9 protein-coding genes are annotated in these 13,559 nt (G+C 51.9%); 6 read left to right on the top strand and 3 right to left on the bottom strand.

Annotated features, from left to right (window positions below; genetic code table 11):
• Nucleotides 1-195: 195 nt before the first annotated feature.
• From lrp to ACVLVH_RS16180, 6 genes are all read left to right on the top strand, one after another.
• Nucleotides 196-690 carry a leucine-responsive transcriptional regulator Lrp gene (gene lrp / locus ACVLVH_RS16205; RefSeq protein WP_006118610.1) on the top strand — a complete coding sequence of 165 codons (495 nt, stop codon included), beginning with the start codon at nt 196-198 and terminating at the stop codon, nt 688-690.
• A gap of 119 nt (nt 691-809) precedes the next feature.
• Nucleotides 810-4,214: a DNA translocase FtsK 4TM domain-containing protein gene (locus tag ACVLVH_RS16200; RefSeq protein ID WP_192413876.1), complete on the top strand. Its 3,405-nt coding sequence runs from the start codon at nt 810-812 to the stop codon at nt 4,212-4,214.
• Between the two features lie 175 nt (nt 4,215-4,389).
• Entirely contained in the window at nt 4,390-5,001 is a 612-nt protein-coding gene (gene lolA / locus ACVLVH_RS16195) for an outer membrane lipoprotein periplasmic chaperone LolA (protein WP_008102417.1), read from the top strand.
• A 7-nt stretch (nt 5,002-5,008) separates the two neighbouring features.
• On the top strand, nt 5,009-6,355 hold the full coding sequence (locus tag ACVLVH_RS16190; RefSeq protein WP_192413874.1) for a replication-associated recombination protein A: 1,347 nt from the start codon (nt 5,009-5,011) through the stop codon (nt 6,353-6,355).
• A gap of 99 nt (nt 6,356-6,454) precedes the next feature.
• Nucleotides 6,455-7,747 (top strand): serine--tRNA ligase, encoded by a 1,293-nt coding sequence (gene serS, locus ACVLVH_RS16185; protein ID WP_101760965.1) that lies wholly within the window; start codon nt 6,455-6,457, stop codon nt 7,745-7,747.
• Between the two features lie 312 nt (nt 7,748-8,059).
• Nucleotides 8,060-9,211, top strand: a complete 1,152-nt coding sequence (locus ACVLVH_RS16180) for an MFS transporter (protein WP_110865841.1) — start codon at nt 8,060-8,062, stop codon at nt 9,209-9,211.
• A gap of 55 nt (nt 9,212-9,266) precedes the next feature.
• Here the strand turns inward: ACVLVH_RS16180 and pflA are convergent, their stop codons facing one another.
• The 3 genes from pflA to focA all read right to left on the bottom strand — a co-directional run bounded on the left by pflA (nt 9,267) and on the right by focA (nt 13,384).
• Nucleotides 9,267-10,007, bottom strand: a complete 741-nt coding sequence (gene pflA / locus ACVLVH_RS16175) for a pyruvate formate lyase 1-activating protein (RefSeq protein WP_101760963.1) — start codon at nt 10,005-10,007, stop codon at nt 9,267-9,269.
• A gap of 164 nt (nt 10,008-10,171) precedes the next feature.
• Nucleotides 10,172-12,454 carry a formate C-acetyltransferase gene (gene pflB, locus ACVLVH_RS16170; protein WP_192413872.1) on the bottom strand — a complete coding sequence of 761 codons (2,283 nt, stop codon included), beginning with the start codon at nt 12,452-12,454 and terminating at the stop codon, nt 10,172-10,174.
• 69 nt (nt 12,455-12,523) lie between these two features.
• On the bottom strand, nt 12,524-13,384 hold the full coding sequence (gene focA, locus ACVLVH_RS16165) for a formate transporter FocA (RefSeq protein ID WP_498949727.1): 861 nt from the start codon (nt 13,382-13,384) through the stop codon (nt 12,524-12,526).
• Between the last annotated feature and the right edge of the window lie 175 nt (nt 13,385-13,559).

Below are 13,559 nucleotides of genomic sequence, written 5' to 3'. Positions count from 1 at the left end.
TTCTGTTTTTGTCTGTTTAGCCGAATAAACTCAGCCTGACATTGGTAGTGACGCATGATGTGGACAGACAACATGCGTCATACGGATGGACGCGTTACTGCACAGGCTTATGGTCTTCACTTCAGTAAGGCCCTGAACAATGAGCGTTTTCAGGGTGTGGCAGGTTAAGGGAAGGAATTAAGAGAGACAATAATAATGGTAGACAATAAGAAACGCCCCGGAAAAGATTTAGATCGTATCGACAGAAATATTCTGAATGAACTGCAGAAAGACGGTCGAATTTCTAATGTCGAGCTTTCCAAACGTGTTGGATTATCGCCAACTCCATGTCTTGAGCGCGTGCGCCGCCTCGAGCGTCAAGGCTTCATTCTGGGCTACACCGCGCAGCTCAACCCGCATTATCTGGATGCTTCACTGCTGGTTTTCGTTGAGATTACTCTGAATCGTGGTGCGCCAGATGTGTTTGAACAATTTAACGCCGCCGTGCAAAAACTTGAGGAAACTCAAGAATGTCACCTTGTTTCCGGTGATTTTGACTACCTGCTGAAAACCCGCGTACCGGATATGTCCGCTTATCGTAAACTACTGGGTGAGACCTTGCTGCGTCTGCCGGGCGTAAACGACACCCGTACTTACGTGGTGATGGAAGAGGTCAAACAGAGCAATCGTCTGGTGATCAAAACCCGGTAGTGCAGGGCAGGTGCAAAGCTTGCAGGATTTCGGTACACTCCTGTGAATTCATACAGGACCAACGTCGGGCATGCCCGACGTTGTTGCCTTCTTAATTTACAGGCACCTGGAGAGTTCTCTTGAGCCAGGAATATACAGAAGATAAAGATGTTTCGTTACAACCGCTGAGCAGTGGACGTCGTCTGCTGGAAGCGTTGCTCATTCTTGTGGCCTTGTTCGCCATCTATTTGATGGTGTCGCTGGTTAGTTTTAACCCGTCAGATCCAAGCTGGTCACAAACCGCATGGCACGAACCTATCCATAATCTGGGTGGTAGCGTCGGCGCATGGCTGGCCGATACGCTATTGTTCATCTTTGGCGTGATGGCCTACGCCATTCCTCCCGTCATTATTGGTCTGTGTTGGATCACCTTCCGCCAACGTGATCGTCAGGATTACATCGACTACTTTGCCGTTGGTTTACGCCTGATTGGCGTGCTGGCCTTGGTGGTAACGACCTGTGGTCTGGCGGCGCTCAACGTAGATGACATCTGGTATTTTGCTTCCGGCGGCGTAATCGGCAGCCTGGTCAGCAATGCGATGGCACCGTGGTTCAGTTCGGCTGGCGGCACCTTGACGCTGCTGTGCGTCTGGGCTGCCGGCATCACGCTTTATACCGGATGGTCATGGCTGACGATTGCCGAGAAGATCGGCGGCGTGGTGATGGGTGTTCTGACCTTTGCCAGCAATCGTTCACGACATGACGAACCCTGGCAGGAAGAAGAATACGACGACGAAGAGCTTGCTGATGAGGTGTCGCCTCCGATGCATGCTGCACACTCCGTTAATGACGACGATGATGTCTTGTTAGCTCAACCGCGCAAGGTGAGCGAACCGGTTGCTGCGGAGTTGAGCGACGATCCGCTGCTGGCGAAGGCGAGTGCGGCAACTGCCGCTGCAATTGCGGTTACTACGCAAGCTGCACAGCAAACTCCAGCTGCACAGCAAACTCCAGCTGCTATGCAGCCTGCTCCAGCCGCATCTGCTGAACCCGACGCAATGCCACGCGTTGCCGAAGCCACGGCTCAGTCGATTCCGGCTCCTCAGCCTGTTGCTGCAGCACAACAACCAATCGCGCAGCCTTCTGCTCCGCTCTATCGTTTCGAGATGCCAGGTGAAGCAGCACCTTCACCGTTTTCGCCGGCTGATGACGATGAGGGCCCGAGCATGGGCAACTGGCAGGATGCCGCTTCATCTTCTGCACCTTTAAACAGTCTCGCCGCCGCTTCACTTGCCGCTGGAGCAGTCAAAGCAGCGACATCACCTGCTGCTTATTCACCTGCCTTCGATATCGTACCTGAGCGTGATTACAACCCGCAGGTGAAGCAGGGCATTGGTCCAGAGTTGCCGCGTCCAAACAAAGTTAAGTTGCCAACACGACGTGAGTTAGCTTCGTACGGCATTAAGTTGCCCTCGCAGCGCATGGCGGAAGAACAGGCTAAAGATGCTGAGCAGCAACAGCCGGAAGTCACTGCGTCTTACAGCGTTCCTCCACAGGAAGAGGATGTTGAGCTGCAAGAGGCGCAGTTGCGTGAAGCCTTCGCGTCGCAGCAGCAGAATCGTTACGGTGAAAGCTGGCAGGAAGCGTCTGAGCCTGATGATGAGGATGCATTGCAGCAGGCTCAACTTGCACGTCAGTTCGCCGATCAGCAGCAGCAACGCTATACCGAACCTGAAGTGAAGGAAGCACCGGTATTTAATCTGGATACGTCGTCTGCTTTTGATTTTTCACCAATGAAAGATTTGGTCGACGATAGCCCGAGCGAGCCACTGTTCACTATTTCTGCATCGCCAGAGCCGGAAGAGCCCGCGCCGTGGCAACAACCTGCTGCGCCGGAGCCAGCGGCAATGCCGTCGTTGAGTGCTGAATCCAGCCCATGGTCGTCGCCGGAACAGGAAGCCTATTCTGCGCCACCTGCACCAGTGAAACCTGCTGCGCCGGTGCAGGACAGCTTGTTCCATCCGTTCCTGGTTCGCCATGAACAGCCGCTGGAAAAACCTTCTACGCCGCTGCCCACGCTGGATCTGCTCACGTCACCACCGGCAGAAGAAGAGCCGGTAGATATGTTTGCGCTGGAGCAAACCGCGCGGCTGGTTGAAGCACGCCTGGCTGATTATCGAGTGAAGGCGGAGGTTGTAGGTATTTCACCAGGTCCGGTCATTACCCGCTTCGAACTCGATTTAGCGCCAGGCGTCAAAGCTTCCCGTATTTCTAACTTGTCGCGTGACCTGGCGCGTTCTCTGTCTGCGGTTGCCGTGCGCGTGGTGGAAGTGATTCCAGGCAAGCCTTACGTCGGGCTTGAACTGCCAAATAAACATCGTCAAACCGTTTATCTGCGCGAAGTACTGGATTGCCCTAAATTTCGTGAAAACCCGTCACCGCTTGCAGTGGTGTTGGGTAAAGACATTGCTGGCCAGCCGGTGGTGGCTGATTTGGCGAAAATGCCGCACTTGCTGGTTGCCGGTACCACTGGTTCCGGTAAATCAGTGGGCGTTAACACCATGATCATCAGCATGCTGTATAAAGCCACGCCGGAAGAAGTGCGCTTTATCATGATCGACCCGAAAATGCTCGAGCTGTCAGTCTACGAAGGCATCCCTCACTTGCTGACCGAAGTGGTTACCGACATGAAAGATGCGGCCAATGCGCTGCGCTGGAGTGTTGGTGAAATGGAGCGTCGCTATAAATTGATGTCTGCGCTGGGCGTGCGTAATCTTGCCGGCTATAACGAGAAGATTGAGCAGGCTGCCGCGATGGGTCGACCGATTCCGGATCCGTTCTGGAAACCGGGCGATAGCATGGACACCACACCGCCGGTGCTGGAAAAACTGCCCTATATCGTGGTGCTGGTCGATGAATTTGCCGATCTGATGATGGCGGTCGGTAAGAAAGTCGAAGAGTTGATTGCTCGTCTGGCTCAGAAAGCGCGAGCGGCGGGTATTCACCTGGTGCTGGCGACACAGCGTCCGTCGGTTGATGTGATTACCGGTCTGATCAAAGCCAACATACCGACGCGTATCGCCTTCACCGTTTCCAGCAAGATCGACTCACGTACCATCCTCGATCAGGGCGGTGCAGAATCGCTGCTGGGGATGGGTGACATGCTGTACATGCCGCCAAACTCCTCAATGCCTGTACGTGTGCATGGTGCATTCGTGCGCGATCAGGAAGTGCATGCGGTGGTTCAGGACTGGAAAGCGCGCGGTCGCCCGCAATACATCGAAAGCATTACTGCTGGTGAAGAGAGCGATAGCGCAGCTAGCGGAATGATGGGCGATGAAGAGCTGGATCCGCTGTTTGATCAGGCGGTCTCTTTCGTAGTGGAAAAACGCCGAGCCTCCATTTCTGGAGTTCAGCGCCAGTTCCGTATCGGATATAACCGTGCCGCACGTATCATCGAGCAGATGGAAGCGCAGGGCATCGTTTCTGAACCGGGACATAACGGCAACCGCGAAGTGCTTTCGCCGCCGCCACACGAGATGTAATTTATCGCGTGCAGTTGTCTGCTTATGGGCCAGTTAACACTGGCCCATTGTTTATCTGTTGGTCGATCCCCATATCTTCGGGAGCTTTCGGCTTTTTCTCCTGTCGAAGAGATAGGATGGCAACTACGTTTAATGCTGTAAGTGTCGGGAAACAATGAATAAGGAATCGAATCAGATGAAATTACGCGTTATTGCCTGTGGCCTGTTGGCCAGTTTTGTTTCCGCATCAGTATTGGCGGATGCGTCCAGCGATCTGCAACAGCGTCTTAATAAAGTGAACAGCTTCCATGCCAGCTTCAGTCAGAAAGTGACCGATGGCAGCGGTGCCAACGTGCAGGATGGTGAAGGCGAGCTGTGGGTGAAGCGCCCAAGCTTGTTTAACTGGCACATGACCGCGCCGGATGAAAGCGTAATTATTTCTGATGGCAAAAATCTGTGGTTCTACAATCCCTTCGTTGAACAAGCCAGCGTTAGCCTGTTGCAAAATGCAGCCAGTAATACGCCGTTTATGCTGATTGCGCGTAATCAGCCAAGCGACTGGAAACAGTACAACATCAAGCAGCAGGGCGATAACTTTGAACTAACGCCAAAGAGCAGTGATGGCAACCTCAAGCAGTTCACCATCAATGTGACATCGTCTGGCACCATCAATAAGTTCAGCGCGATTGAGCAAGATGGTCAGCACAGCGATTATCAGCTGAAGAGCCAAAACAACGGCGCTATTAGCCCAGACAAATTCACCTTTACGCCGCCAAAAGGGGTAACGGTGGACGATCAACGTCAGTGAGGTCACGGTGAGTAACCTGTCTCTGGATTTCGCTCCATCGAATGAGTTTCAGCCGCTGGCCGCGCGTATGCGGCCGGCGACGCTGCAACACTACATTGGGCAACAGCATTTGCTGGCGCCCGGTAAACCGCTGCCGCGCGCCATTGAGGCCGGGCATCTGCATTCGATGATTTTGTGGGGACCGCCTGGGACAGGGAAAACGACATTAGCCGAGATTATCGCCCATTACGGTAAAGCTGATGTTGAGCGCATTTCTGCTGTCACTTCTGGCGTGAAAGAGATTCGTGAAGCGATCGAGCGTGCCCGACAAAATCGTCAGGTGGGTCGACGCACCATCCTGTTTGTCGACGAAGTCCATCGCTTTAACAAAAGTCAGCAGGATGCTTTCCTGCCGCATATTGAAGATGGCACCATTACGTTTATTGGTGCCACCACAGAAAATCCCTCGTTTGAACTTAACTCGGCGCTGCTATCGCGTGCCCGCGTATATTTACTCAAGTCTCTTACCACTGCTGATATTGAACAGGTTCTGCTGCAGGCGATGCAGGATGACGAACGCGGTTATGGCAAAAGCGATATTGTGCTGCCGGATAACACGCGCCGTATGATAGCGGAACTGGTTAACGGTGATGCGCGTCGGGCATTGAATACGCTGGAAATGATGGCGGATATGGCTGAAAGCAATGCCGAAGGCCAGCGTGAATTAACGCCACAATTACTCAACGAAGTTTCCGGTGAAAGGGCGGCGCGTTTTGATAATAAAGGCGATCGTTTCTACGATCTGATCTCCGCTCTACACAAGTCTGTTCGCGGTTCAGCACCTGATGCGGCACTTTACTGGTATGCAAGAATCATCACTGCAGGCGGCGATCCGCTGTATGTCGCACGCCGTTTGCTGGCTATCGCCTCGGAAGATGTGGGTAACGCCGATCCGCGCGGCATGCAGGTTGCGCTAGCGGCCTGGGATTGCTTTACGCGCGTCGGTCCAGCCGAAGGCGAAAGGGCGATTGCCCAGGCGATTGTCTACCTTGCCAGCGCACCCAAAAGTAATGCCGTTTACACCGCTTTCAAAGCCGCGATGCGCGATGCGCGCGAATTTCCTGACTACGATGTGCCGGAACATTTACGCAACGCCCCAACCAAATTGATGAAAGAGATGGGGCTGGGCAAAGAGTATCGTTATGCGCACGACGAGACTAACGCCTATGCCGCTGGCGAAGTCTATTTCCCGCCTGAAATGGCGCAGACGCGCTACTATCAACCGACTAATCGCGGGCTCGAAGGGAAAATTGGCGAAAAACTCGCCTGGCTGGCTGAGCAGGATCAAAAAAGCCCGATAAAACGCTACCGCTGATAAACACCTTACGGTAAGGTGAGCAAGGATTTCATTGCATTCCATAGGGATGCAAGTCCCGCCATTCGTTCAATCAACCTTTTATTACACAGGATTAGCATGCTCGATCCCAACCTGCTGCGTAACGAGCCAGACGCAGTCGCAGAAAAACTGGCACGCCGAGGATTTAAACTGGATGTGGAAACCTTACGTTCGCTTGAAGAGCGTCGTAAAGTCTTGCAGGTAGAAACTGAAAATCTGCAGGCTGAGCGTAATTCCCGATCCAAATCCATCGGTCAGGCCAAAGCACGTGGGGAAGACATCGAGCCGCTGCGTCAGGAAGTGAACGCGCTGGGCGAACGCCTGGATGCGGCTAAAGCAGAACTGGATGCCCTGCAGAACGAAATTCGTGACTTTGCCCTCGCATTGCCAAACCTCCCGGTTGACGAAGTCCCGTTGGGTAAAGATGACAGCGAGAATCAGGAAGTCAGCCGCTGGGGCCAGCCGCGCCAGTTCGATTTCCCGGTGAAAGATCATGTTGAGCTGGGTGAAGCCGCCAAAGGTCTGGACTTTGCCGCCGCGGTGAAATTGACGGGTTCACGTTTCATTGTGATGCAGGGCCAGATTGCGCGTCTGCACCGTGCGCTTAGCCAGTTTATGCTTGACCTGCACACGCAGCAGCACGGTTATCTTGAAACCTATGTTCCGTATCTGGTGAATCAGGAAACGTTGTATGGCACCGGACAGCTGCCGAAGTTTGGTGAAGATTTGTTCCATACCAAGCCGCTGGGCGAAGAAGCGGGTAGCAGCAACTATGCGCTGATCCCTACCGCTGAAGTGCCGCTGACCAATCTGGTGCGTGATGAGATCGTTGAAGAAGAATCTTTGCCGCTCAAACTTGCTGCGCACACGCCATGCTTCCGTTCTGAAGCCGGTTCGTACGGGCGCGATACGCGTGGTTTAATCCGTATGCACCAGTTCGATAAAGTGGAAATGGTGCAGATTGTGGCGCCTGAAACCTCCATGGATGCACTGGAAGAGTTGGTGGGCCATGCAGAGAAAGTGCTTCAGTTGCTCAATCTGCCATACCGTAAAGTGCTGCTTTGCACCGGCGATATGGGCTTTGGCTCTTCCAAGACTTACGACCTGGAAGTTTGGCTGCCAGCACAGGACACCTATCGTGAAATCTCTTCTTGCTCCAACATGGGTGATTTCCAGGCTCGTCGTATGCAGGCGCGCTGCCGTAGCAAAACCGACAAGAAACCGCGTTTGGTGCACACGCTGAACGGTTCTGGTCTGGCAGTGGGTCGTACTCTGGTGGCTGTGCTTGAAAACTATCAGCAAGCAGATGGCCGCATCGAAGTGCCAGAAGTACTACGTCCTTATATGGGCGGACTGGAATTCGTTGGCTAATCAACGCGCAATTATATAAACCCGGCAATGCCGGGTTTTTTGTTTCTTAAGCGGCAAAATAATTATTTTTTAGTCGGAATTAATAAGAAATAAACGTTATCGACAAGAAATGGCTATTAACCATTAAAAATCGTAAATTCAAATAGATAGATGCCGCACTTGTATCCCTCATCATGCTTCTAACCCTCTGAAGATAAAAAAAATAAATTGTTCCGCAGCAAATCGTGCGGCGACGAATTTTGCACATTGACTTTAAGATAGCGGATGGCAAACTGCGCGCAATTATCGTCATCTCTTTTGGTTTTATTCCCTATGTCAACCTGGTCGCGCCCCGTCGTTTTGCTGCTTTGCGGCTTAATGCTCATGACGGTGTCTATCGCTGTGCTTAATACGCTGGTACCGCTCTGGCTTACCCATGATCAATTGCCAACCTGGCAAGTGGGAATGGCTAGCTCATCGTATTACACCGGTAACTTGCTGGGCACCTTGCTCGCGGGCTGGTTGATTACTCGTTATGGTTTTAATCGCTGTTTTTACCTCGCCAGCGTGCTTTTTGCCGTAGCGACTATGGGCATGGTGATACTGGATGGTTTCTATAGCTGGACATTACTGCGCTTTACCGCAGGTGTCGGTTGTGCACTGATTTGGGTGGTGGTTGAGAGTGCCTTGTTATGCAGCGGTACCGTGCGTAATCGCGGTCAGTTGCTGGCGGCTTATATGATCATCTATTACCTCGGCACTGTTGCAGGCCAGTTGCTGGTGAGCCGCGTGTCAACCGAGCTGCTCCACGTGATTCCATGGGTGACTGCACTGATTATCTGTGCGGTATTGCCGGTAGTATTTGTGCATGTCAATTCCAGCGCTGCGACAGAAGAAGCTTCAACGGGGCGCCTTTGGGTTATGTTGCGTCGTCGTAGTTCTCGTCTTGGCATCAATGGCTGCATTATTTCCGGTATCGTTCTCGGCTCACTTTATGGCTTGATGCCATTGTATCTGTCACATCAGGGCATGAGTGATGCAAACGTCGGATACTGGATGGCGTTACTGGTCAGCTCCGGCATTGTCGGTCAGTGGCCGGTAGGACGTTTAGCCGATCGCTTTGGTCGCCTGATGGTGCTGCGTGTGCAAGTGTTTGTGGTTATCCTGGGTGCGATTGCTATGTTAGGTGATACTGCGATGGCGCCAGCGCTGTTTGTGCTTGGTCTTGCGGGTTTTACACTTTATCCGGTGGCGATGTCCTGGGCGTGCGAAACCGTCGCGCATCATGAGTTAGTGGCAATGAATCAGGCGTTACTGTTTAGCTATACCGTGGGCAGTTTGGTGGGGCCGGGAATGACGTCAATGCTGATGCAGAATTACTCTGACCGCCTGCTGTTTGTGATGATTGCTGCAGTTGCACTGGTTTATCTGGTGATGTTACTGCGCAAAGCCGATCATCAGGCTACTCCTGTCGCACATGCTTAACGCATTCCCATGAAATAGTAAAAAGGGGAGCCGGTGGTTCCCCTTTTGTTTGCGGTTAATACATCACTTCATGGCCGTAGCTGGCGAGGATATTCTTCACTCGCTCCATGGTTTCCTTGCTCGGCGGCTTAACACCATCCAGCTTGTACTCTTCGCCCATGGCGATCCATTTGTGTTTGCCTAACTCGTGGTAAGGCAGCAATTCGATCTTCTCTATGTTATCCATATCTTTGGTAAACTCACCCAAGCGATGAACGGAGTCATCATCATCGGAGTAGCCAGGCACCACTACAAAGCGGATCCAGGTGCGTTTGCCTCTCTTCTGCAGATAGCGCGCAAAGTCCAGCGTACGATGATTGGAAACGCCCACCAGAATCTGATGCACATCATCGTTAATCTGTTTTAAATCGAGCATTACCAAATCAGTGGCATCAAGCAATTCATCGATCACGGGATCGTAGCGACGAACAAAGCCGTTAGTGTCGAGACAGGTATGAATGCCTTCTGCCTGGCAAGCGCGGAACCAGTCACGCACGAACTCCGCTTGTAAGATCGCTTCGCCACCCGACGCCGTCACGCCACCGCCAGATGCATTCATGAAGTGACGATATGAGAGCGCATCCTTCATCAACTCTTCAACGGTAACTTCTTTACCGCCATGCGTGTCCCATGTATCGCGGTTATGGCAATACAAGCAGCGCATGAGGCAGCCCTGAAAAAAGGTAATGAAGCGGATGCCTGGGCCGTCAACGGTGCCGCAGGATTCAAAGGAGTGGATACGACCGATGGTTGACATTGCGATGAGTTCTCCAGGTGGGCCTGAATATCAGGCAGCACAATCTATGTTGTGCTCTAAAAGTGAAAGTCGATTTTGCCAGGTCGCCAGCACCAGCAAACTGGCAAAACGGACTTGTGGAGAAAAGGCTCCCGCAGGAGCCTTTCAATCTCAGTGAACTACGATTACAGCGACTGAGTGAACGTACGGGTAATTACATCTTTCTGCTGCTCTTTGGTGAGCGAGTTGAAGCGCACAGCATAACCGGATACGCGAATGGTCAGCTGCGGATACTTCTCAGGATGTTCCATCGCATCCAGCAACATCTCACGGTTCATCACGTTAACGTTCAGATGTTGACCGCCCTCAATATTGGCTTCATGGTGGAAATATCCATCCATCAGGCCAGCAAGATTGGTTTTACGCACGTTATCATCTTTACCCAGCGCATTTGGCACGATGGAGAAAGTATAAGAGATGCCGTCTTTCGCGTAAGCAAAGGGCAGTTTCGCGACGGAGGTCAGTGAAGCCACCGCACCTTTCTGATCACGGCCGTGCATTGGGTTAGCACCCGGACCGAATGGCGCACCCGCACGACGTCCGTCTGGCGTATTACCGGTTTTCTTACCGTAAACCACGTTAGAAGTGATGGTCAGCACTGACTGAGTTGGCACCGCGTTACGGTAGGTTTGCAGTTTCTGAATTTTCTTCATGAAACGTTCAACCAAATCGCACGCCATGTCATCAACGCGAGAGTCGTTATTACCAAATTGCGGATATTCGCCTTCAATTTCAAAGTCTACCGCTAAACCATCTTCATCACGGATGGTTTTCACTTTGGCGTATTTGATGGCAGAAAGTGAGTCAGCCGCAACAGACAGACCCGCGATACCACAGGCCATGGTGCGATAAACGTCACGATCGTGAAGCGCCATCAGTGAAGCTTCGTAGCTGTACTTATCGTGCATGTAGTGAATGATATTCAGGGAGGTGACGTACTGCTTAGCCAGCCAATCCATGAAGTGATCCAGGCGCTCCATCACGGTGTCGTAATCAAGAATCTCGTCAGTGATTGGTGCTTCTTTCGGACCCACCTGCATTTTCAGTTTTTCGTCAACGCCACCGTTGATTGCGTACAGCAGGGTTTTTGCCAGGTTGGCACGCGCACCGAAGAACTGCATCTGCTTACCGACAATCATTGGGCTAACGCAGCAGGCGATAGCATAGTCATCGTTGTCGAAGTCAGGACGCATCAGGTCATCATTCTCATACTGCAATGAGGATGTATCGATAGACACTTTTGCGGCGTATTTCTTAAAGTTAACCGGCAGTTTTTCTGACCACAGGATGGTCATATTTGGCTCCGGAGATGGCCCCATGGTGTAAAGCGTATTCAGGAAACGGAAGGTGCTTTTAGTCACCAGAGTACGGCCATCGACGCCCATACCCGCCAGTGATTCTGTTGCCCAGATTGGGTCACCAGAGAACAGCTCATCGTATTCAGGTGTACGCAGGAAGCGCACCATACGCAGTTTCATCACCAGATGGTCAATCAGTTCCTGTGCTTCTTCTTCAGTCAGTTTTCCGGCCTGAATATCGCGCTCGATATACACATCAAGGAAGGTGGATACGCGACCAAAGGACATTGCCGCACCGTTCTGAGATTTCACCGCCGCGAGATAGCCATAGTAAGTCCACTGAACGGCTTCTTGAGCATTGGTAGCGGGCAGCGAGATATCTGAACCATACTTCGCAGCCATCTCTTTGATCTGACCCAGTGCGCGGTGCTGTTCAGAGATCTCTTCACGCAGGCGAATGGTGGCTTCGAGGTCAACGCCATTCTCCATATCGCTCTGCAGAGAATTGAACTGCGCAACTTTGTCTTTCATCAGAAAATCGATGCCGTACAGCGCAACGCGGCGATAGTCACCGATGATACGACCGCGGCCATAGGCATCCGGTAAACCCGTCAACACGCCTGATTTACGGCAGCGCATGATGTCAGGGGTGTAAACATCGAACACGCCCTGGTTATGGGTTTTGCGGTAATCAGTGAAGACTTTTTTCAGCGCGGGATCAAGTTCGCGGCCATAAACCTTGCAAGAACCCTCAACCATTTTGATGCCGCCAAACGGGATGATGGCACGTTTCAAAGGTGCTTCAGTTTGCAGGCCAACGATTTTTTCCAGCGATTTGCTGATGTAGCCGGCATCATGAGAGGTGATGGTTGAAGCCAGATCGGTGTCAAAATCTACCGGCGCGTGGGTGCGGTTCTCGATTTTGATGCCTTCAAGTACACTGTCCCACAGCTTAGTTGTGGCCGGCGTCGCGCCAGCGAGGAAGGATTCGTCGCCTTCATACGGTGTGTAGTTTTTCTGGATAAAGTCACGGACGTTGACGCTGTTCTGCCATTCGCCGGCGCTAAATCCTTCCCAGGCTGACGCCATTTTTTCATTCAGTTCGGACATGATATACCTGCCTTATTTAGGGAGACTTTGACGTATGGCGCGCTGACTCAGCACGCCCGTACCAATTCATCAATGCACCGGCTCATCGCCACGCAGATAGATTACCCAGTAGGTCAAACCGACTAATAATCCGCCGCCAATAATGTTGCCGATGGTCACGGGAATCAGGTTGTTAACAATAAAGTCACTAACGCTTAGTGATGGGAACTGTGCTGCGCTTGCACCAGCCATTTGCCAGAATTCCGGGCTGGAAAAATCACGGATAACGATGGCCATCGGGATAAGGAACATGTTGGCAATACTATGTTCAAAACCGCAGGCAACAAACATCGCCACCGGTAGGATCATCGCAAACATTTTGTCCATCAGACTGCGGCCGGAATAACTCATCCACACCGCCAGGCAAACCATCAGGTTGGCGAGCGTGCCGAGACTCACTGCTTCAATAAAGGTGTGATGCATTTTATGGTCAGCGGTTTGCAGGACATTCAAACCCCAGGCACCATTCGCCACCATGTGTTCACCGGCTAACCAGATCAGAGCGACAAAGAACAGCGCACCAAACAGGTTACCGATATAGACCGTCAACCAGTGTCGACCGAGTTGCAGCCAGGTGAGACGGCCGCTGGCTTTTGCCACCACGATCAAAACAGTTGAGGTGAACAGGTCAGCACCGCACACCACGACTAACATTAAACCGAGCGAGAAACAGATACCGCCGATCAGTTTTGCTATGCCGTAGGGCATTGCTCCACTTCCGGTGGTCGCAGTGATATAGAAGACAAATGCGATTGAGATAAATACGCCAGCAGTGATGGCAAGGAAGAAGGTGGTTAAAGGACGTTTAGTAGCTTTATATATGCCGGCTTCTTCTGCAACTTTCGCCATTGCCGCCGGTAATAATGAATTAAAAGGGTTGTCAGCTTTCACACTAACGCTCTCCAAAAATTGCCTGTAAAGATATTAACAAAGGAGTATAGGTCAGAAATTGATGTGGATCATATTTGACCGGAAGGTCGCTGATAAGCGAAGCGTAAATGCGGCTGAGTGCTGCTTAACTTATTGAATTTATTGTAATAAATAATTTTTAATTTATGCAAAATAA

The sequence above is a fragment of the Kluyvera sp. 1366 genome, from assembly GCF_054823405.1.
This window is presented reverse-complemented; position numbering and strand designations above follow the sequence as displayed.